Here is a 20,868-nt window from a genome sequence, read left to right on the forward strand (position 1 = left end):
AATGAGAACAGCTTTTTTGTCCTTTTTTACTTTATTGGCCGGAACCTTAATCCTTCCTGCCCAAAACAACACTTCGTATTGGCAACAGCATGTGGATTATACCATGGACGTGAAAATGGATGTGAAATCTTTTCAATACCATGGGACCCAAAAATTGGTGTACACCAACAACTCTCCAGATGAGTTGAATAGGGTTTATTACCATTTATACTTCAATGCATTTCAACCAGGAAGCGAAATGGACGCACGCTTACAAAGTGTAAAAGACCCTGATAAACGAATGATGGAAAATGGAAAAAGTCGAATCGCTTCACTATCCGAAAGGGAAATGGGCTATTTGCATGTGCATTCTTTAACCCAAGATGGTACTCCCGTTTCGTTCAATGAAGAAGGGACTGTTTTGGTGGTAAATTTGGCAAAACCTATTCCCGCCGGTGGAAAAACGGTGTTGGACATGGAATTCAATGGTCAAGTTCCCATACAGATTAGAAGGTCGGGTAGAAACAGTAAAGAGGGTGTTGCACTTTCTATGAGTCAGTGGTATCCTAAACTTTCTGAATATGATTTTGAAGGCTGGCATCCCAACGCTTATATCGGTAGGGAATTTCATGGTGTTTGGGGCAATTTTGATGTAAAACTGACTATTGACAAAGACTATACCGTCGGTGGTTCAGGTTACCTACAAAACCCTCAAGAAATTGGCCATGGGTATGAAGCTCCTGGAACCACGGTAAAGACCAAAGGAAAAACACTGACCTGGCACTTTAAAGCGCCCAATGTGCACGATTTTATGTGGGCCGCTGACCCAGAGTATATTCATGATGTTGTTGAGATGGAGGACGGCCCAACCCTTCATTTTTTATACAAAAATGATGCTGGCATCATTGAAAATTGGAAAAAGTTACAGCCCAAGACCGAAGAAACCATGCGTTTTTTCAGCAAAAATATTGGAAACTATCCATATGAACAGTATTCAGTAATCCAGGGTGGCGATGGAGGAATGGAATATGCTATGAGCACCCTTATTACAGGTAAAAGAAGTTTTGGCAGTCTAGTTGGAGTTACAGTGCACGAGATGGCACATTCTTGGTTTCAACACATTTTGGCCACAAATGAATCCAAACATGAATGGATGGATGAAGGCTTTACCTCCTTTATCAGCAGCCTTTGTATGAATGAGATTATGGATGAGGGTAAGGAAAACCCTTTCGAAGGTTCCTATAAAGGATACTATGCTCTGGTTAATTCTGGTTTGGAAAAACCTCAGACCACCCATGCCGATCGTTTTTCCACAAACTTTGCCTATGGCATTGGCGCATATAGTAAAGGATCCATTTTTCTCTCCCAATTAGGTTATGTTATCGGCCAGGACAAATTGATGGAGACCATTCAAAAATATTATGAGGACTTCAAATTCAAACATCCTGTGCCCAATGATATTAAACGTTCTGCTGAAAAAGTCTCTGGAATAGAACTGGATTGGTATTTGACGGACTGGACACAGACCACAAATACCATCGATTACTCAGTTAAGAGCGTTGAGTCGGAAGGTCAAAAAACAAAGGTTGTGTTAGAGCGTATTGGGGATATGCCCATGCCTTTGGATATTTTGGTCGTAAATGCTGATGGTACACAAGAAACCTTTTATGTTCCCTTGCGCATGATGCGTGGTGAAAAAGATAATCCTTATCCCAATTTAAAAAGAACCGTTTTGGAAGATTGGGCTTGGGCCAATCCAACTTACGGTTTCACTATCAATAAGCCGATTGAAAGCATAAAGGCCATTGTTATAGACCCTTCACAGCTTATGGCCGACGTGAACGAAGAAAACAATGTGCACCAAAAATTACTTGATTAGGTTATATTGTTAAAGTAATTGTCCCATAAGGGGGCTTTAAGAATGCGGTTACTAGCTTATCGTATTTGTGTAACTTGCCGTTACTCTAATTGTCCCGTTGAGGGGACGGTTTTTATATGGATTCCAAAGATTCGACTTTCAAAAAAAAAGAAAAGCTCAAAAACAAAAAGGTATTTGAGCAACTTTTTGTCGAAGGAAAAGGCCTGACCGCATTTCCTTTAAAATTACTCTATACAAAAACCGATTTTGATGACGGCATAAATATCAAAGTGGGTGTTGTTGCACCAAAAAAGAAATTTAAAAGCGCCGTAAAGCGCAACCGGGTAAAACGACTATTACGCGAAGCTTATAGACTGAACAAGCATGTAGTTTTTAACAAGATTGAGGGAAATTTTGCGTTTCTATTTTTATACCTTGGTAATACCATGCCCAATTATGATGAAGTTGATGGTTCCATAAATAAGCTTTTGGAAGCTTTTCTAAAGAAAGAATCCCATGAAAAAAAGAATACGCACTAAAAAATTCATTGTCCCCATTATAGCTGTTGCCTTTTTGGCAATAAGCAGCAGTTTCAAAAGTGATTTCTTCGAGATTGCAAAGCAGATTGAGATTTTCACCACGCTCTTTAAGGAACTCAACATGAATTATGTCGATGAAACCAATCCGGCCGAACTTATGGATTCCGCAATCAAAAACATGTTGGACGAATTGGATCCCTACACACGCTTTTTAAACGAGCAGGATGTCGAGGCGTATAAAATCAATAATGCAGGCGAATATTCTGGAATCGGTGCCTTGGTCCGCTCATACGAAAGTAAATTGGTCATTGTTGAGCCTTACAAAGAATATCCAGCCGATAAAGCCGGTTTAAAAGCCGGTGATGAAATCATTAAAATTGGGGATATTAAAGTTTCCGATTTTGACGACAATGCGAGTGAACTGCTTAAAGGGGCCAACAACACAAGTGTCGATATTACTTTCGTAAGACAAGGTCAGACCAAGACCGCAACCCTAAAACGAGAAGGTGTTGAGGTTGATGCTGTTCCTTTTTACGATATGATCGACGATAAAACCGGTTATATCGTTCTTTCAAAATTCAATAGAAAGGCTTCTTCCCAAACCAAATCAGCGATAAGGGACCTAAAAGGAAAAGGAGCTGAAAAATTGGTGTTGGACCTGCGTGGAAATCCAGGTGGATTGCTTTCCGAAGCTATAAACGTTACCAATCTTTTTGTGCCAAAAGGAGAGCTTATTGTGACCACAAAATCCAAGGTCAAGAAGTTTAACCAAGAGTACAAGACCAGGAACCAACCGGAAGATCTAGATATTCCATTAGTGGTGCTTGTAAATGGCAGAAGTGCATCGGCCAGCGAGATTGTTTCAGGAGGGTTACAGGATTTAGATCGCGCAGTGATCATGGGTGCTCGTAGTTTCGGAAAAGGTTTGGTACAAAGACCTTTAAAGCTCACTTATGGGACACAGTTAAAAGTGACTATCTCTAGATATTATACCCCTTCGGGGCGATGCATCCAATCATTGGATTATTGGAACAGGGATCAAGAAGGAAATGCCGTTCGCAATACAGATTTCAAGGAGTTTACCACAAGAAACGGCCGAAAAGTACAAGACGGAGGTGGGGTAATGCCAGATATTGAAATTGCTTCGCTAAAATCCAATACGCTTATCGATGCGCTACAACAAAACAATGTTGTCTTTGATTTTTCAACGGACTATTACTACGATAACTCTTTTGATTCTGTCAACGACTTTGCCTTTTCCGATTCGGATTTTGATGCCTTCAAACGCTATGCACAGGCCCAAGACTTTTCTTTCCGCACAGAAACAGAGGAAATTTTGGAAGACGCTATAAACGGTGATGAGCATTTGCTCGGGCCTGCGGTTCAGGAAAAATACAAGGATTTGTTGCTGGCGGTGAATAAAGGCAAAATATTGGCCCTAGACACCTATAAAAAAGAAATAAAGAAGAATCTAGAAGACGAAATTATCAAGCGTTATTTCTATCGCGAAGGGCTCTACCAATATTATCTAAATCATGACGACGCCATTTTGGCTGCCAAGGCATTATTGCATGACGGCACAAAGTACGAAGGTATTTTGAAATAGGATATGTACCCTAAGTTTCGCATTTTATGTCTTTTTCTAATAATCGGGGGCATTCTGCATGGTCAAAACTCAGTAAAGAAGGGAAAGGTCCAAGATTCTGTTTTGGTATCCGGAACAACTGATCAGACTTTTGCACTTTACCTTCCGGAATCATACAATCAAAATCAGTTAAACTCTATTGTTTTTATTTTTGAGCCTGCAGGTAGAGGTGTTATTGGTGTCCGGCCTTTTATTTCGGCTTCCGAAAAATATGGTCATGTTCTGGTCTGTTCCAACAACGCCAAAAATGGACCGTATGAGCGCAATTTTGATATTGCAAACAAGCTTTTCAACCATATCTTTTCCAATTTCAACATTAAAGAAAGTGAGATGTACCTCTCTGGTTTTTCTGGTGGTTCCCGTTTGGCCAGTTCAATTGCCTCATTGACCAATAAGTTTGCCGGAGTTATTGGTTGTGGTGCAGGGTTTTCGTATTCCCACGAACAGATGCCTGCTGCTCATCAATATTCCTATGTGGGTCTTTGCGGTGATAGGGATATGAACTACAGAGAAATGTTGGAAAACAAAGATTATTTAAAATTAATAAAATTCAATAGCACGCTCATCACTTATGACGGTGAACACAGATGGCCCCCTCCAGAGCAAATTTTACGCGCATTTGAATGGTTGCAGCTTCAAAAGCTGAAAAAAGAAGATTCTGCTACCGATAAAATTCTGCATCAATACCATGCAGATCATACTTTGTTTAGGCAATTCAAAAAAAATCAGACACTTTTATTTGCCTCCGAACAATCCGAGCGCATGTTACAAGATTACAAGGGCTTTATTGAAATAGATAGTCTTGTTAAGCAGCACAAACAACTTCAAAAATCAAGAGCGTACAAAAAACAAGTTGCATCTCTGGATGCTGCGCTTAAAACAGAGGTAAAACTGGCAAGCAAGCTACAATCCCAGCTCTCTGAAGATTTTGCACACCCACACAAGGTCAATTTTAGTTGGTGGCAAAAGGAGTTTTCTAAACTGGATGCTTTGCGTAAAAATGAAGATCAAGAGGTTCAAAAAATGGCGTTTCGAGTAAAATTCGACCTTTTTGCCCGAATCTATTCAAGGAAAAACAACTTGATGTATACCCAAAATGAAGAACTTACTGTGCTGGTAAACCGTTTTATGGACTTGCTACGCGCTTCCTCTAACTAACCATGACCGATTCTTTAAATTTTAGAGTATTTTTAGGGAAATCATAGTCATGTTTGTCAAAAAAAGGCCTCTTTTTACAGCTTTTCTGGTATTATTTGCAATTTTCTCAAGCCTCTCCCAAGAAAACCAACGTCCAAATGTTATTGTCATCATTACGGATGATCAAGGTTACGGTGATTTGGGAATTACTGGAAATGACCAGATCAAAACTCCAATCTTGGATGAATTTGCCAAACAAAGTGTCCGGTTTAACAATTTTTACGTGTCTCCTGTATGCGCACCGACCCGTTCCAGTTTAATGACAGGCCGATATTCCTTGCGTACGGGTGTTCGCGACACCTATAATGGAGGGGCCATAATGGCTCCAAGTGAAATTACCATAGCGGAAATGCTTAAAAAGGGTGGATATAGCACCGGAGTTTTTGGTAAATGGCATTTGGGAGACAATTATCCCAGTAGGCCTAACGATCAGGGTTTTGATGAATCCCTTATTCACCTTTCTGGCGGAATGGGTCAAGTAGGTGATTTTACCACTTATTTTGAAGGGAATCGCAGCTATTATAATCCTGTTCTTTGGCACAATGGTGAAACAGAAAAATACAACGGCTATTGTTCGGATATTTTTGCGGATAATGCCATTCAATTTATTGAGAACAACAAAGACAATCCTTTTTTCTGTTACCTCTCCTTTAATGCTCCGCACACACCCTTGCAAGTACCTGAAAGTTATTACAAACAATATGCTGATGTTGACCCGTCCATAGCCTTTGAAAAAAATAATTCCGCTCGCCGAAAAATGAGTGAAAAAGACAAAGAGGACGCTAGAAAGGTCTATGCAATGGTCACCAATATTGACGACAACATAGGAAAATTATTGAAGAAACTTGATGCCCTTGGTCTCTCTGAAAATACCATTGTCATTTTCATGACTGACAATGGACCTCAGCAACTTAGATATGTTGATGGTATGCGAGGTTTAAAAGGGAGCGTTTACCGTGGCGGGGTGCGAGTTCCTTTTTTCTTTAGATATCCTGCTCGTTATAAAGGAAATAAAAGCATTGAAACCACTTCGGCCCATATCGATGTGTTGCCCACACTGGCACAATTATGCCAAGTGGAAACTCCTTCAGACAGAAAAATTGACGGTAAAAGCCTTTTACCTCTTTTGAATGATAAAAATGTGGATTGGGCAGGCAGATCTTTGTTTTTTTATTGGGCGCGTAGGTATCCAGAATTGTATCACAATATTGCCCTTCAAAAAGCAGATTATAAGTTGGTAGGGCAAACAAATTATAATGCCTCGATTGAAGATTTTGGCCTGTTCAATATAAAAAAAGACCCCAATGAACAGCAAAACATTGTAGCTGACAATATGGATTTGGCCAATGTTCTTAAAAATGAAATGGATACAATGTATCAAGAGCTCATTGCTTCGGAAAATATGGTGAACCAGCCCTTGATCTCAATAGGTACTACGTTTGAAAACCCGATTATCCTAAACAGAAATGATGCCTCTGGCCAACGTGGCATATGGGACCAAGAAGAAATCTATGGAAAATGGGAGGTTAACATCAAAGAGGGTACATACAATATCAAGTTTAAATTCATTAAACCTGTTGAAGCGGGGGGAAGGATGTTCCTAGAAACTGGCGAGGTCGTCAATCAAATGAAAAACGATGCCAAAACCGATATCATTGACATGAAAAATGTAAACCTTTCTGAAATGAAAGGCTCGCTTGTTCCCTTCTACATGGTGCAACGAAAAAGGATTTTTCCTTTTTGGGTTGAACTGGAGCGAATTAAATAATGTTAATCACCCTCTTCGTAATAGCCCTTTATTAAATACAGTGTATCAGCTCTAAATGAAAAGTCCATTGCACCATAGTCATCAAAAATGCTATAAACATTGGTTTTGGGGGCTTCCTTTTCCTCCAATTTTATCGTTTTTATGAAATCTTCCTGGGTCATCCCCACTTTTATTCCATTGATAAGTGGTAACAATGGCGTTGTAATGGTTGCGGAGTGTTTTCCTTCGAAATCATAAAAAACAAGTTTAGTTTCCGTATAACTGACTGTATGTATGCTGTACTCTTCATCATATTCATTTGCTTCAACCATTTGGATCGATACTGTAGCTTCTTCTCCAAGAATTTTCTTTAGTTTACTTATTTCCAAATCGAAATCATATGGATGATAAAGGAAATCATAGTATTTATGCGCAGCCATATACAATACCTCAATCGAATCTCCTGTTGCCTCTCTCAAACCTGCGTAATCTTCAGGTTCTTCTATTTCCAGAGTAATAGCATCCTTGTTTTCAGTATTTACTTCTTCTTTCTGGATTTTCTTTTTATTGGTTTGAGAATTTTGTGGTAGACATCCAAAAAACAACAGAAAGCTTAAAATATATAGTTTCATAATGTGATTTTTATTGAACATAGGTCAAAAAAGCCTGCCAAAGAGCCTAAATTGATGAAACTTGGTTTTAGGTTTATAAAATCAATGATATAGTTGTATATACAACTATATTTCTTTAATTTTGACTGATGTCATCCGATTCAAAATATCCCAATATTGACCAATGCAACCCTTCCGCTTGTATTTCAGGAAACATCATGAAGTGCAAAAGGATCATTGCCAACATTTTTAGAAAGCACTTAAGACCTTTTGGAATTACCGATAGCCAATTGAGTATCCTTTTTGTGATTACCAAAGCAAATTCTGTTAACCAAAAGCGCATATCGGAAAAGCTCCACATGGAAAAATCGACAGTAAACAGAAACTTGACCCGATTAATCGAAAAGGAATATATCTCGACGGATGACGAATCAGTTTTGTTCACAACTGAAAATGGCAAAGAGTTCCTTGAAGGCGTTTTACCACATTGGAACAATGCCATGGCAGAAGTTCGTGGAATTTTGGAAAAAGATGGAGAAAATGCAATCAACTTGATCCTTAACAAATTGAGCGGCTAAATTTTTTATCAATCAGTTGTATATGCAACTTTAAAGTTCGTGATTATGATTAAAGCTTCTTATGTTTTACTTTTTGCTGCTCTGTTGTTTATCCTATTATGGGGCCTTAACCGTGCGTTAAAAAAATGAGTTCAACTCCTTCGACAAGAAATCGAGCCTTACTCCTAACTTCGTTCGGTATCCTTTCTTGGTTGGCTCTGCAGTTTTTTGTGTGGAATACTGGGTTTTATTACAATCTGTCGTTACCCCCAAGAATTCCATTATTTATGGTTTTGCCCGTATTTCTTTTTATAATGGCATTCATGTTTCGGAATAGAAATCACAGCATATTCACCGCCATTCCTCTCGCACTTCCAATTGCTGTACAAAGTTTTAGAGCTGTTATTGAGGTTTTGTTCTATTTTACTTTTCTTAATGAAATCCTTCCTGTTCAGGTCACTTTTGAAGGCGCTAATTATGATGTGTTAATAGGGTTGTCGGCCATACCTATGGCAGTTTATGCACATCGGGCGAACCCCTCAAAACAAATCCTTCTGGCGTGGAATATTATCGGAATTCTTGTGGTGCTTTTCGCTGCATTCATATTTATAACTTCATTCTATTTCCCTACTATATGGGGTGACGCCGGCATTCCCCTCGAGTTCAATCAATTTCCTTATTTGTTGCTGCCTACATTTTTAATGCCTTTTGCTGTGTTTTTGCATGTGTCATCCATTGTTCAACTAACTCAAAAAGTAAGGGCCTGAAATCCGTACAGGGCCATCTATACAAAAATGTATTTCACAAAAACGCGAAGTACTGTTAATTCCATTCCTTGTTAAATTGTTATGTTTATATGTCATTAAGACTTTACCAACATGAACAGGCTCTTCTATTTCTTCGGTTTCCTAACATTAATTCTTTTCAACCTTTCATGTAGGGAAAAGGAAAAAACAAAGGAGCAAAACCAGCCAAATATTGTTTTCATTTTTGCGGATGATCAATCGTATAATACCATCAAAGCATTAGGTAATGCTGAAGTGCACACACCCAGTCTTGATAAACTTGCCAATAATGGAGTCACATTTACCCATACCTACAACATGGGCGGGTGGAACGGAGCTATCTGCGTAGCGTCGAGGGCAATGCTTTTGACGGGTCAATACATTTGGAATGCACACAAAGCCGACTCGTTGATGAGGGCCAAAAACTATCAAAAGCCTATGTGGGGAAATCTTATGGCGGAGGCGGGCTATGAAACTTACATGACTGGAAAATGGCATGTGACCCAACCAGCTGAAGCGGTTTTTAAAAACGTGGTCCATGTTCGGCCCGGAATGCCAAATCAAACCGAATCAGGATATAATCGACCTTTAAGTGAGACCGACACACTCTGGAGACCTTGGGACAAATCAAAAAAAGGGTTCTGGAAAGGAGGTAAACATTGGAGCGAAGTTGTGGCAGACGATGCTTCCGCTTTTATCAATCAAGCTTCCCAAACAGACAATCCCTTTTTCATGTATTTGGCGTTTAATGCGCCCCATGATCCACGGCAGTCCCCAGAAGAATTTGTACAAATGTTTCCTTTAGATAGTATTGAATTACCCAAAACCTTTTTGCCTGAATATCCCTATAACGAAGAAATGGGAAGCGGAAGAAAGTTGCGAGATGAGCGATTGGCGCCATTTCCGCGTACCGAACATTCCGTAAAAGTGAACCGACAAGAATATTATGCCATAATTGCTCATATGGATGCACAAATAGGGAAAATTATGGCTGCTCTGGAAGCATCTGGCAAAATGGATAACACCTATATTGTCTTCACTGCCGATCATGGATTATCCGTCGGGCAACACGGACTTCTAGGCAAGCAGAATATGTACGACCACAGTGTAAGAACCCCTTTGTTCGTTGTTGGGCCCAATATACCTAAAAACAAGAAAATTGATGCAGATGTCTACGTTCAAGATGTAATGCCGACCATTTTGGAAATGGCCGGTGCCGAAAAACCAGATTTCGTTCAATTTAAGAGCCTTATACCCTTGATAAAAGGTGAGCGTTCCAGTAATTATGAGTCTATTTATGGATGCTATACCAACACGCAACGTATGGTCAGGGCCAATGGGTTTAAATTGATTGCTTACCCAAATGCGGGTAAATTAAGGTTGTTCGATTTGACAAACGACCCCCTTGAAATGAATGACCTTGCTGATGACGCACAATATGCAGCCACCAAAGCTGATCTTTGGAATGAATTGCTGGCACTCCAACAAACAATGAACGATCCTTTGGATTTGGAACAGTTCAATTTTAATTGAACGCTATTAAATAAAAACATTTCTACGTCAATTGGTGTGTCGACACAAATCCATTTTTTACTATATTTCAGGATAAGTACCATTCAACAAAGTTGTTTGGGTGCTTCAAAACTTATTGATGGCTAAAATTACCAGGGAAGACATTCAGATTATTCACAAGTACAGCAATTGGTCTGAAAAAAGTGTTGCCAAAGCTTTAAAAGAAAACGTTTACAACGACTCCACGGCTTGGCTTCGATTCCTTAAACTTTTTTTGTTGGGTTTAGGCGCTTCTTTTATCACTTTTGGAATACTCTTTTTCTTCGCTTACAATTGGGAGGACCTGCATAAGTTTGTAAAAATCGGTTTAATCGAAGGTTTGGTTGTGGCGATAACACTAGTTGTACTCTTCTCGCGGCTCAGTGGTTTTACCAAGAACATTTTGCTCACGGCGGCTTCAATATTGGTCGGTGTTTTGTTGGCTGTGTTCGGGCAAATCTATCAAACCGGCGCCAACGCATATGATCTCTTTTTGGGTTGGACTCTGTTAATCACCCTTTGGGTGATAGTTTCCAATTTTGCACCCATGTGGTTGCTCTACATCATTTTGATAAATACGACTTTTATATTGTATACAGGGCAAGTGGCCCATGATTGGTCTGCCGGTTTTATTTTTACTTTGTTTTTTTCCATCAATATTATAACTGTTCTAATTTTTGTTTTGGAATCCACTTTCAATTTTAAAATTCATTCGCCAAAATGGTTGCAGAATTTACTGCTGTTGAGTGTGGTTTCCATTGGCACCTTTGGTGTTATCTCAGGAATTTTTGATGGGCCGCATTCCTCGTTCATTATCCTTTATCTATTGGTTTTACTTTTCTTCGGATTGGGCATTTGGTATGGTCTGAAACGAGAACAAATCATTTATATCTCGCTAATTCCATTTGGGGCAATCATTATAATTTCAGCTTTATTAATAGAATTATCGGATGGTGCGGCCATGTTTCTTGTTGTCGGCCTTTTTATTGTTATCAGTGTCTCTTTATTAATTATGGCATTACTTAAACTCCAGAGAAAATGGAAAAGATAAACGCTATAAAAAAGTTATTGGATGAAATACAATTCGAAGAAGGAAGCTCTTTTGTTGTTGATAAGGAGGCCCTTCTCTCCACATATCAAAATCCAGAAGCGGAACAGCCTGGTTTGGCAATAAAACTCCTTTCGGTTTTTGGTGGTTTTCTGGCTTCTTTGGCCCTCTTTGGCTTTATGGGAATAGCTGGCGTATTTGATTCCGATTACGGGATATTGGCCGTTGGAATTGGTGCCATTCTTTTTGCATGGGTGCTCAACAAAAGTGTGGACAAACTCATTTTCGACACCTTTAGTGTTTCCATTTTTATTATTGGCGTAGTTAGCCTGGCTTTTGGTCTGTTGAATTTGAACCTTGATGAAAACATTGTAACCTTTATTATCATTGTCATTGCAGCAACCAGTCTTTATGTGATGCAGAATTATGTGTTGTCCTTCGTCTCCACGGTGACTATCGGAGGGTGTCTGCTCATATTGATCATCGCCAACGACCTTTACAATTTTGTTCATTTATATGTTGCTTTTTATGCAGCAATTATGGGTTATTGGTTTTTGAATGAGGCAAAAATCATCAAATCTAGAGCTAAATTATCCTTGCTCTACAGCCCAATCCGAATAGGCATTATTATTTCGTTTTTGTTTGGTTTAATTGCGCTTGGCGTTAGGGATTTGATGCGCATGGACCACAATTACATATGGATATCATCCATTTTAATATCGGCGGGGGTGTTGTTAATTGTGTATAACATCATGGAAGTTGTTAAAATGCGTGAATCCAAACATAGATCTGCGATTTATGGATTAATCGTGTTGTTTTTGCTTCCCACCATTTTCTGCCCATCAATTTCTGGGGCAATTTTAATTATTTTGTTGAGCTTTCTTGTCAATTATAAAACTGGTTTTGTAATAGGAATTGTTGCATTGGTCTACTTTGTTTCGCAATATTATTATGATCTTAATTTTACCTTATTGACCAAGTCCATCATCTTGATTTCATCAGGAATCGTATTGTTAGCTTTCTATTTTTTCATTCATAAAATTCTTAAAGAAAATGAAGAAGTATAAATGGATTATTATCCTTTTAAATCTAGTCATTCTGTTGTTGGTCTTTAACAACAATGTGGTGAAAAAGGAAGCTATTTTATCGGATGGACAGCTCGTTCTTCTGGAACTCGCTCCGGTTGACCCGCGCTCATTAATCCAGGGCGATTATATGCGTCTGCGATATGCAATTTCCGATGATATAGATACTGACAGTATACCAAAAAGAGGTTTTTGTGTGGTCAAACTGTTGCCTAACGGAACCGCAGCACGTGTTCGCTTGCAGGAAGAAACGACCCCGGTTTATGAAAACGAACACCTTATCGAGTTTACTTCAAAAAATTGGTGGGGCATAAATATTGGTGCTGAGTCGTTTTTCTTTCAAGAAGGTGAAGCTGAAAAATATGAGGTCGCAAAATATGGTGGATTAAAAATTGATAGCGATGGGAATAGTGTTTTGGTAGGATTGTATGGTGAAGATTTAAAAAAAATAGAATAACCCTATTTTTGAAGATGCAAAAACTGAAGGTATGTGAACTTTTTGCCGGTGTAGGTGGTTTTCGATTAGGATTGGAAAACACTGGCAAGTATGAGGTGGTATGGAGCAACCAATGGGAACCTTCAACAAAAACACAGCATGCCTCCCTGGTTTATGAAGCTCGGTTTGGGCATGAAAACCATTCCAATACAAACCTTGAGGAGGTACCAACTTCCGAAATTCCAGACCATGATATTTTGGTGGGCGGATTTCCCTGCCAGGATTATTCGGTGGCCACAACCTTAAAAAATTCAAAGGGCCTTATTGGTAAAAAAGGAGTGTTGTGGTGGTCTATCCATCGCATTCTTTCCGAAAAAGAGAATAAGCCTAAATATCTTTTTTTTGAGAATGTGGACCGTTTGTTAAAATCTCCTTCCAGCCAAAGAGGAAGGGATTTTGCCGTAATGCTCAAAAGTCTGAACAATTTGGGCTATGCTGTTGAATGGCGGGTAATCAATGCGGCGGAATATGGCATGCCCCAGCGCCGAAGGCGCGTTTTTTTTCTGGGATACCACAAATCCACAGAAATTTACAAAACGCTCCAAGAGACTTCACCAACAAAGTGGGTTTTGGAGCGGGGCACTATCGCTTCCGCTTTCTCTGTTAAAAAACAAGGAGTTCCTATTTCTTTTTCTTTAGAAAAAAATTTGGTTTCCCTCTCCAATTCCTTCAATTTAGAAAAAGGGCTTTCTCCTTTTTTGAATTCCGGTATCTGTATGGGCAATGAAGTACATACCCTAAAAACTGCTGCCGAATATTATGGGCCTCCTGGGGTTATTTCAGACATTTTAGAAGAGCAACTGCCAGATTCTGAGTTTAATATTCCGGAAGCTGATATTCCAAAATGGGAATATTTAAAAGGCGCAAAAAAAGAAATTCGCAAGACCAAAGATGGTTTTGAATATAATTATAGCGAAGGGAGCATGGTTTTTCCCGACGCACTTGATCAACCTTCTAGAACAATTATAACCGGTGAGGGCGGTAAATCCCCCTCCCGGTTTAAGCACGTGGTCCAAACCTCAACAGGGCTGCGAAGACTTTTTCCTGTTGAATTGGAACGGTTGAACATGTTTCCTGACAATCACACCAAATTGGAGGGTATCTCCAACACCAAAAGAGCTTTTTTTATGGGCAATGCGCTTGTGGTGGGTGTAGTGGAGCAAATGGGCAATGGCTTGTTCCAGAAAATCGATGCCCTTGAAGAGCAACTTCAAAGCTGACCTGGCCAAAGAAAAAAGATTGACCACTTTATTGGATTCCTATTACCAAAAACATTTAAAGTTTTATGCTTTTGAACGTGTCCACAACCTCAAACAACAACTGAAGGGTATTGATCTTGTTCTGCGGCACAAAATAGCCCAGCAAACCTTCTTTGTGGATGAAAAAGCACAATTGGATTATGTAAACGAATCGCTCCCAACCTTTGCTTTTGAGCTTTTGTATCAGAAGAAAGGCGTTGAAAAACCCGGATGGCTTTTTGATGAGCACAAACAAACCCATTTTTATGCGTTGGTAACCAGCATTTTTTCTGATGAGGAAGGAGCCTATACCTCGTGCAACATCACTTTTGTAAATCGAAGAAAGTTGGTGGCATTCTTAAAGCGGCGTGGCTTGAACCTACTCTTTTTTCAAAATATCATTTCACTAAACAAGGGATTGCACGGAAAACTGGTTTTGGAAAATCTCGACCCAAAAACGGAGGGTTATCTGTTCTTTTCCAAAAGAAACAAGGCTGAAAGTCCGGTAAACCTAATATTAAAGTTGGATTTTTTAGTCAAAATTGGTGTGGGTAGGAGGTTTGTTTAATTACTATGTTTTTTGGTGTATTAGAAAACATTACAACAGGGTTATAGCCGTTGTTTGTCAATTTTTTTTGATGTCAAATTCTTTTAAATAGATTTCACTAATACTTGGATTTTCCACCGAATAGTAAACAGGAAATTCCTTTCCAACACACCCTTTGGCTCCATTAGGACATCTGAAAAAACTTCCCGACCAACTTCCTTCATATTTTTTTCCATCTACAATGTATTCGTAGGTCCCGCAATAATTGTTATTACAAAAATGAAAATCGATAACCCGTCCCGTTGTTGTTGTTCCGTTCTTTAAATAATAAGATTTTCTTTCATTAATTATCAGCCCTGTAATTATTATTAAAATAATAGCAGATATGTAGAAATACCATCTTCGTTCTTCTTTGGTCAATCAAATAGAGCTTTAAATTATCACTGTCTTGTTTGGTTTAATATAGGCTCCTAGAACCATGTGGCACTAGATAGGTAATTTTCTTTTTGTTCCAGAACATTGCGAATTAAAGGAGTTTTAATCTATTGATTCGTATTTGATTATCCCTTTCAACCTATCTGACAATTCAGTAACTTGATTATTCATCTCAACTAACCCGTATTGGCAAATCAATGGTTTATTAAAATCAAGGTAGTGGAAAAAGAAGACCACCCTGAATTTATTTAGTCCCGTTGGCTTGTCAAAATCATCACCTATAATAGAGGAGCCATTTTCGTCTAGGTATTTCTCATTATAAGCGGTCTGCCAATCCAATTTATCATGTCCTTTTTGCTCCTGGGTGATTTCTCCTGGGTCAAAATCATCAACATTTTCTTCAATAACCAATTCCACCAAGTTCACTTCATCATGATTTGGAATTGAACAAATACCTATTAACTCCGTGTTTTTATGGAGTGCTTTTGGAGTTTGATTTTTCCTTTTAAAATTAAATATCCCCATTTCTTCTATATCTACTTATCAAGATCTTTTCCTATCTCCCCAATCTTAGCCGTGCAAATCTCCTCCGTAAGTCGTTTGAGTTCATTTACCCGTTCAGCCAATTCCTCCAGTTCACCTTTAGTGATCTCGTATTCATCCATTTTGTAGCGGGCATCGATATAGGCGCGTTTTAGGAGTTCAAAAAGGTGTTTTTCGGTGTCGGTGATCTTGGGGAAAACAGCAAAGCGGTGGTCGCACATTTCTACTTTTATGCCCAGGTTCTCCAAATTATGGTCCTTGGGGCGGTAATCGGTAAAGACGAGCAAAATAGTGGTGTAAAATTGCTCAACAGCTTGGTGTAAATAGAAAGCCGCTTTATGAAAATCTGCCCTATCCATCCCATGTTGAAAATCGATAAGAAAGCCATTGGCACTTTTGAACCACTGGTCAAAATGGTCCTGTGCTTTTTGTTTATACTGCTCCGCCATCAATTTTTTGGGGTGGGCGAGTTTAAATTTTTTAGAATCGTACAGCACCAAACCCTCCTCTTTAATGTCTTTAAAAAAGTAGTTGCCCATGGCCAACGAAGCGTTCAGTTGCTTTATGCCATGAAAGATCAGGCTTACGGGTGTGGTGACCTTTCCGGTAGCAACAAGTTCTTCCTTAATCTTATCTTCTATCCGGAATTTTTGTTTGAAATCTTCGTGGGTGATTACCACAAGGATGTCAAAATCGCTGCGGTATTCGTAGGTGATGCCTTTTTCCACATATTGGTCCTCTACCCAGTTGCCCCGGGCATAGCTGCCAAAAAGGATGACCATTTCCACCAATTTATGGGCGGAAAGCTGCTCGGTGAGCAGAGTAAGTTCTTCTTGTTTGGATTTGGGCAAATGGTTCACAAACGCAAAGTAAGAAATTATTTGGGTTGGTGGGTTTTAAATTCTATTGTCCAGTACCATATATTTTCTGTTCATAAAAAAACTTAAAATTTTAATCACTTTAGTGCCGTTTTCAAGGCACATTTTTTCCAGATTCGCTTTGGAGTTTTCGAAATCTTGACTTTGCGGGTAAAGGTTTTCAGAAAGTTTTGTTTTAAAAAGGATCTCTTGTTTGCCATTTTTGAGAACCGCAGTAAAAGTGTTGGACAATGCGCTTTTTTGAATTAGTAGCGAACCGTCTTCGCCACCAAAAAATGTTTCAATTATAGAATCTCTTTCGTACACATTGTGGTCGACAATTAAATATGATATTTCGTCAAATTGGAAGCTCTTTTTACTCCAAGTATTTAGCACTTCTATTTTTTGTTTCTCCTTGTTTATATGTAAAATCACACGGTTTTTTAATGATACATCGACTACTTTTTTACTAATGGATAATCTTTTGTCAAAGGCATTTTACTTTGATGGCACATCAAAATTGAGAGGAGGTATTTTTAAATCTGGTTTTAGGAGTTTTTCTTTTCTAGCTTGAAATGTTTTAATATGCTTAGGTATATTGTTCATATAAAAAAAAAGGAATACAAAACATACCAAAATCAATAAACTCCAGTCACTTACCCAATTTTTCCAAGTTATACTCCCAAAAAGAAAACTTCCAACCATAATAAGAATCACTGGCAGCAACGGAAGCAATAACTTATTAAAAATAATTTTAGAAATATTCATTTGCTTGTGTAGAACCGTTTCAGCGACAAGTTTTGAAAGCCTAAAACCAAAATAAGGAATTATTTTATCCTTTTAAAGCACCCTGATAGTTCAATTTGGAGAATGTAACCCCATTTTATTGCCTTCAGAATCTAGGAAAATGGCAAAAAACCCAACCTCATCTGCATGCGGAGTTTTGGGTACTAGGGTTTTTCCACCATTGCTTTTAACTTTGTCCAAAATTCCCTGAAGGTCGTTACCTCCGTTCAAGTAAACGGTAACACCATCTGTTGACGGGGTGTATCCTTCTCCTTTCATAATCACGCCAACCACCATTTGATCTTCCAAAGGCAAAAGGCCCATTTCCATCCCTGGGAATTCCATTTTCTCTATGTTAATGTTTAAAATAGCCTGGTAAAAATCAATGGCCCTTGTAATGTCAGCGGCAGGGATTTCAAAAATGGATACATAACTTTTCATAGGAGTTGTTTTTTGTGGTTCTGGTTGTATTTCCAACTCAGGTTTAGGCTTGTTTTGGCAAGCGGTATAGCTCATGACAATCAGGGTTGCCGATAGGCCGTATAGTATTCTTTTCATGTTCTTTGGTTGAAATGAATCACAAATCTAAAGCGACCTTAAACTGTGAAATTGTAAAAATGCGACATCCTTTCTATTTATAGAAAGCTGCGGAAAGTGCCATGTTTTCGTTCCCTAAAAATTCCTTTGGGCTTATGCCGGTAAACTCCTTAAAGTCTTTGATAAAATGTGCCTGGTCGTAGTACTCACTTTCGTAGGCAATGTTGGTAAGGCTTTCCCCTTCTTTGTTCAACAGCATTTTTAAAGCACTCTGCAATCGAATTACCTTGCCCAACTGTTTTGGACTGATGCCTATTTGTTTGGCGAAGTTTCTTTCCAGTTGTCTTCTTTTGGCCGGATTTTCTTTTAGGATGGCATTTATGGAGGTGTTGCCCTTGGTTTCCAATAACGCGGCTACCGTGGATTTTACAATAGTGTCCACGGTGGCGGTTTCGTTGAGTCTTTTGAGCAGAAACTCTTCGACGATTGCTATCCGATGCTGGGTGTCTGCGGCTTCAATGATTTCCTGTTCCAGCTTTGTTGCCACTTCTTCTCCGAACAAGACTTTAATTGGCGTTTCCTTATTGGCCAAGGTTTTAATGGGCACCGAAACAAAATTGGCAAAACCATAGGGGTAAAAACTGACGGAAAAAGAGTTGACATAACCTGTGGGTTCTACGTAAAAAGGCTCAAGGGTCTGCCCCAGCACAAATGCCCGGGGCTGTAGGATAAAATCACCTTCGGTGGTGTAGCGCTTGATATCGTCCCAAAAGAGAAATGCCATTTCAATTTTGCCGTCCGGGATTATCCGTTGTCTTTGAGCATCGTCAGCTGCAGGGACTTCCAAAGTCCAATAGCAACTGACCAGGGATTCTAAATCAGGATGGGGCTGATAGGTTTGGTAGTTCATCAGTAGGTATTTTCTATTTTTTCACCATCCTCACATGTGGAATGCCATCCTCCAAATATTCATTGCCTTGGGTTACAAAACCCAATTCATTATAAAATTTTAAAAGATAGGTCTGGGCCGAAATTTCAATGGTGTTTTCCGGGAACCTTGTTCCAATCTCCTCCAAGGTTGCCTGCATAATTACTTTCCCGTAGCCATATTTTCGCTCATCCTTGGCAACCACCACTCTTCCAATGCTGGTGTTTTTAAAATAATCCCCCGGACCAAAAACACGGGTATAAGCGACCACTTTTCCATTTTTGATGCCGATTACATGTAAAGCTTTTTCGTCTTTGCCATCCACGTCTTGATATGCACAGTTTTGTTCCACCACAAATACCTCGCTACGCATCTGTAAAATTTGGTACAGTTCTGTTTTTGATAATTCGTCGAATTTCTTTGTTACAATTTCCATTAATCCTGCACAATTACGCTTTTGGAATCACACTTATCAAATTCTGGCTGAATATTGATATGGTTTATTCCGTGTTTATGATACACATGTTCTTCGATATCCACCAAAATCTTATCGAATTCAGATAGTTTTATATCCTCTTTAAAATCGATATGGGCCTCCAAATGAATTTCCTCTTCGTTCAATTGCCAAATATGCACATGGTGTACATTTTTAATGGGTTCCAAAGTACAAATGGACTCCACAATCTTTTTTATTTCTATGGATTTTGGGGTGAACAGCATTAATACTTTTGTTGATTCCTTTAATAAATCATATCCCATATAAATCAAATAGATTCCAATGAGCATGGTCAATACGGCATCTACCCAATAAATTTGGAAAAACTTCATCAACAAACCACCTATTAAAACCGCTACGGATGCCATCATATCGGTAAGCAAATGTAAATAGGCCGATTTCATGTTCATATTGTCCTTGGAATCCTTTTTCAACAAAAGCACACTGAAGCCATTGGCCAAAATACCAACCAGCGCCAACCAAATTACCAAGTCGGAAGCAATTTCCTTTGGTTCGTACAATCTTTCGACAGCCTCAATCATTAAAATTATGGCTACAACAACCAAGGTTGCCGCATTGATAAAAGCAGCTAAGATCTCGGCTCGTTTATAACCAAAGGTTTTAAGGGTAGATGCCTTTTTCCTTCCCAACAACGTGGCCACATAACTGACAATTAAGGAAAGTACGTCACTGAAATTGTGAAGCGCATCGGATAATAAGGCAAGACTGCCTGAAATTAGGCCACCAATTACCTGGGAAACGGTGATGACAATGTTAAGGATGATGGATATGAGAAGGTTTCTTCCCTTTAGGTCGGTATGGGAATGCTGGTGGCCATGGTTGTGATGGTGTCCCATGGTTTTTATCTACAAGCTATCTTTTCTACTCTTCTTTCGTGTCTACCTCCTTCAAATTTGGTGTTCAAGAAAGTTTCTACCATTTCCAAAGCTTGGGGCAGGGCTATGAAACGTGCGGGAAGACTCAGAATATTGGCATCATTATGTTCCCGGGCCAATGCTGTGATTTCTTTTGTCCAACAAAGGGCTCCCCTAACTTTTTGGTGTTTGTTTATGGTCATGCTTGCGCCATTTCCGCTTCCACAAATAACAATCCCCATATCTACTTTGCCTTCTTCAACATCATTGGCAACGGGGTGTACAAAATCAGGATAATCCACACTGTCGGTGCCATCGGTACCATAATTGGTTACCTCAATGCTCTTGGATTTTAACATGCCTATTATTGCAAGCTTATAATCGGTTCCGGCGTGGTCATTGCCTATTGCTATTTTCATCTTTTTATATTTATTGCTTTTTAACGGTCAGATGGAATTCGCCAATAATTATCTCAATGGGTATCAAGAATTCTCATGGCTCATTTCATGGTTTTTGTTTTGATATAGG

Annotated in this window: 23 protein-coding genes; 13 read left to right on the top strand and 10 right to left on the bottom strand. The window is 39.1% G+C overall.

The genetic code is table 11. The features are described 5' to 3' along the window. The first annotated feature begins 1 nt into the window (after position 1). The 5 genes from IAG46_RS10810 (at position 2) to IAG46_RS10830 (ending at position 6,986) form a co-directional block, all read left to right on the top strand. Complete coding sequence (locus IAG46_RS10810) at positions 2–1,858, top strand: M1 family metallopeptidase (RefSeq protein WP_190810368.1); 1,857 nt, start codon at positions 2–4, stop codon at positions 1,856–1,858. Between the two features lie 116 nt (positions 1,859–1,974). After that, the gene (gene rnpA, locus IAG46_RS10815) at positions 1,975–2,376 is read left to right on the top strand and encodes a ribonuclease P protein component (protein ID WP_190810369.1); all 402 of its coding nucleotides are present in this window, start codon (positions 1,975–1,977) and stop codon (positions 2,374–2,376) included. After that, positions 2,354–3,982, top strand: a complete 1,629-nt coding sequence (locus IAG46_RS10820) for a S41 family peptidase (protein ID WP_190810370.1) — start codon at positions 2,354–2,356, stop codon at positions 3,980–3,982. The genes rnpA and IAG46_RS10820 overlap by 23 nt, the downstream gene beginning before the upstream one ends. Before the next feature lie 3 nt (positions 3,983–3,985). After that, positions 3,986–5,179, top strand: coding sequence for a hypothetical protein (locus tag IAG46_RS10825; RefSeq protein ID WP_190810371.1), 1,194 nt, complete (start codon positions 3,986–3,988; stop codon positions 5,177–5,179). Between the two features lie 49 nt (positions 5,180–5,228). Beyond that, positions 5,229–6,986 carry an arylsulfatase gene (locus IAG46_RS10830; protein WP_190810372.1) on the top strand — a complete coding sequence of 586 codons (1,758 nt, stop codon included), beginning with the start codon at positions 5,229–5,231 and terminating at the stop codon, positions 6,984–6,986. Positions 6,987–6,988: 2 nt separating this feature from the next. Here IAG46_RS10830 and IAG46_RS10835 read toward each other — a convergent pair whose 3' ends face one another. Continuing rightward, positions 6,989–7,597, bottom strand: coding sequence for a hypothetical protein (locus IAG46_RS10835; RefSeq protein ID WP_190810373.1), 609 nt, complete (start codon positions 7,595–7,597; stop codon positions 6,989–6,991). Between the two features lie 128 nt (positions 7,598–7,725). Here IAG46_RS10835 and IAG46_RS10840 point away from each other — a divergent pair, with 128 nt between their 5' ends. From IAG46_RS10840 to IAG46_RS10875, 8 genes are all read left to right on the top strand, one after another. Further along, positions 7,726–8,154 (top strand): MarR family winged helix-turn-helix transcriptional regulator, encoded by a 429-nt coding sequence (locus IAG46_RS10840; RefSeq protein ID WP_190810374.1) that lies wholly within the window; start codon positions 7,726–7,728, stop codon positions 8,152–8,154. Positions 8,155–8,456: 302 nt separating this feature from the next. Then, a complete protein-coding gene (locus IAG46_RS10845; RefSeq protein ID WP_190810375.1) occupies positions 8,457–8,900 on the top strand; it encodes a hypothetical protein in 444 nt (147 codons plus the stop codon). Between the two features lie 111 nt (positions 8,901–9,011). Next, positions 9,012–10,451, top strand: coding sequence for a sulfatase-like hydrolase/transferase (locus tag IAG46_RS10850; RefSeq protein WP_190810376.1), 1,440 nt, complete (start codon positions 9,012–9,014; stop codon positions 10,449–10,451). 118 nt (positions 10,452–10,569) lie between these two features. Continuing rightward, entirely contained in the window at positions 10,570–11,520 is a 951-nt protein-coding gene (locus IAG46_RS10855; protein WP_190810377.1) for a DUF2157 domain-containing protein, read from the top strand. Beyond that, entirely contained in the window at positions 11,508–12,584 is a 1,077-nt protein-coding gene (locus IAG46_RS10860) for a DUF4401 domain-containing protein (RefSeq protein WP_190810378.1), read from the top strand. The genes IAG46_RS10855 and IAG46_RS10860 overlap by 13 nt, the downstream gene beginning before the upstream one ends. Continuing rightward, the gene (locus IAG46_RS10865; protein ID WP_190810379.1) at positions 12,571–13,059 is read left to right on the top strand and encodes a GDYXXLXY domain-containing protein; all 489 of its coding nucleotides are present in this window, start codon (positions 12,571–12,573) and stop codon (positions 13,057–13,059) included. Before IAG46_RS10860 ends, IAG46_RS10865 begins: the two co-directional genes overlap by 14 nt. A 14-nt stretch (positions 13,060–13,073) precedes the next feature. After that, the gene (dcm, locus tag IAG46_RS10870; protein WP_190810380.1) at positions 13,074–14,318 is read left to right on the top strand and encodes a DNA (cytosine-5-)-methyltransferase; all 1,245 of its coding nucleotides are present in this window, start codon (positions 13,074–13,076) and stop codon (positions 14,316–14,318) included. Continuing rightward, positions 14,290–14,904 carry a hypothetical protein gene (locus IAG46_RS10875; protein ID WP_190810381.1) on the top strand — a complete coding sequence of 205 codons (615 nt, stop codon included), beginning with the start codon at positions 14,290–14,292 and terminating at the stop codon, positions 14,902–14,904. Before dcm ends, IAG46_RS10875 begins: the two co-directional genes overlap by 29 nt. A 57-nt stretch (positions 14,905–14,961) precedes the next feature. Here IAG46_RS10875 and IAG46_RS10880 read toward each other — a convergent pair whose 3' ends face one another. The 9 genes from IAG46_RS10880 to IAG46_RS10920 all read right to left on the bottom strand — a co-directional run bounded on the left by IAG46_RS10880 (position 14,962) and on the right by IAG46_RS10920 (position 20,759). Further along, positions 14,962–15,303, bottom strand: a complete 342-nt coding sequence (locus IAG46_RS10880) for a hypothetical protein (protein ID WP_190810382.1) — start codon at positions 15,301–15,303, stop codon at positions 14,962–14,964. Positions 15,304–15,420: 117 nt separating this feature from the next. After that, entirely contained in the window at positions 15,421–15,843 is a 423-nt protein-coding gene (locus IAG46_RS10885; RefSeq protein ID WP_190810383.1) for a hypothetical protein, read from the bottom strand. An 11-nt stretch (positions 15,844–15,854) separates the two neighbouring features. Beyond that, positions 15,855–16,721, bottom strand: a complete 867-nt coding sequence (locus IAG46_RS10890; protein ID WP_190810384.1) for a HEPN domain-containing protein — start codon at positions 16,719–16,721, stop codon at positions 15,855–15,857. A gap of 36 nt (positions 16,722–16,757) precedes the next feature. Next, positions 16,758–17,153: a hypothetical protein gene (locus tag IAG46_RS10895; protein ID WP_190810385.1), complete on the bottom strand. Its 396-nt coding sequence runs from the start codon at positions 17,151–17,153 to the stop codon at positions 16,758–16,760. A gap of 423 nt (positions 17,154–17,576) precedes the next feature. Next, a complete protein-coding gene (locus IAG46_RS10900) occupies positions 17,577–18,062 on the bottom strand; it encodes a VOC family protein (protein ID WP_223826654.1) in 486 nt (161 codons plus the stop codon). 73 nt (positions 18,063–18,135) lie between these two features. Next, positions 18,136–18,951 (bottom strand): helix-turn-helix domain-containing protein, encoded by an 816-nt coding sequence (locus IAG46_RS10905; protein ID WP_190810386.1) that lies wholly within the window; start codon positions 18,949–18,951, stop codon positions 18,136–18,138. A gap of 13 nt (positions 18,952–18,964) precedes the next feature. Next, a complete protein-coding gene (locus IAG46_RS10910; RefSeq protein ID WP_190810387.1) occupies positions 18,965–19,405 on the bottom strand; it encodes a GNAT family N-acetyltransferase in 441 nt (146 codons plus the stop codon). Next, complete coding sequence (locus IAG46_RS10915; protein WP_190810388.1) at positions 19,405–20,322, bottom strand: cation diffusion facilitator family transporter; 918 nt, start codon at positions 20,320–20,322, stop codon at positions 19,405–19,407. Before IAG46_RS10915 ends, IAG46_RS10910 begins: the two co-directional genes overlap by 1 nt. Before the next feature lie 5 nt (positions 20,323–20,327). After that, the gene (locus IAG46_RS10920) at positions 20,328–20,759 is read right to left on the bottom strand and encodes an RpiB/LacA/LacB family sugar-phosphate isomerase (protein ID WP_190810389.1); all 432 of its coding nucleotides are present in this window, start codon (positions 20,757–20,759) and stop codon (positions 20,328–20,330) included. Positions 20,760–20,868 lie beyond the last annotated feature (109 nt).

This window comes from Flagellimonas sp. S3867 (assembly GCF_014698935.1).
Classification (GTDB): Bacteria; Bacteroidota; Bacteroidia; order Flavobacteriales; family Flavobacteriaceae; genus Flagellimonas.